The sequence below is a fragment of the Bartonella sp. AA83SXKL genome (assembly GCF_042196965.1).
Lineage (GTDB): Bacteria > Pseudomonadota > Alphaproteobacteria > Rhizobiales > Rhizobiaceae > Bartonella.
The window spans coordinates 1-583 of sequence record NZ_JBHIRG010000304.1 but is presented as its reverse complement, the minus strand read 5'-3'; the positions used below and the strand labels follow the sequence as shown (position 1 = coordinate 583).

Genomic DNA, 583 nt, shown 5'->3' with positions numbered 1-583 from the left:
GAATGCACGATAGAGACCGCCAAAACGATCTTCTACCACTTCTTTAGAAAGACCAGCAAGATTAAAAACCTTAAGCATCATTTCTGGAGAGTGATTACGGATTCCACCCGAGGCAATCTCATAACCATTGCAAACAAGATCATATTGAAAAGCCTTAAGAGTAAGAGGATCTTGACATTCAAGAGCATCTTTTCCACCTTGAGGCATTGAAAAAGGATTATGTGCAAAATCAAGCTTTTTCTCCTCTTCATTCCATTCAAAAAATGGAAAATCAACAATCCACGCTAAAGAAAAACAGTCTCGATCAACAAGGTCTAATTCTTCCCCTACCCGAGTACGCGCAGCTCCGGCAAAAGGTAAAAATTTCTTTGGATCTCCCGCAACAAAAAAGCAGGCATCACCATTTTCAAGTCCAAGCTGCATACGAAGTGCTTCAGTCCTCTGTTCACCGATATTTTTAGCGATAGGGCCCGCTCCTTCAAACTTTCCCTGTTCTTCACGCCAGAAAATATAACCGAGTCCTGGTTGTCCTTCACTTTGTGCCCATCCATTCATACGATCACAAAAAGCACGACTTCCACCC

At 42.4% G+C, this 583-nt stretch carries 1 protein-coding gene; it reads right to left on the bottom strand.

Annotation, left to right across the window (positions count from 1 at the left end):
- Nucleotides 1-583 (bottom strand): amino acid--tRNA ligase-related protein (locus tag ACFINO_RS11285; protein WP_375655939.1); only part of this gene is annotated, 583 nt, incomplete at both ends.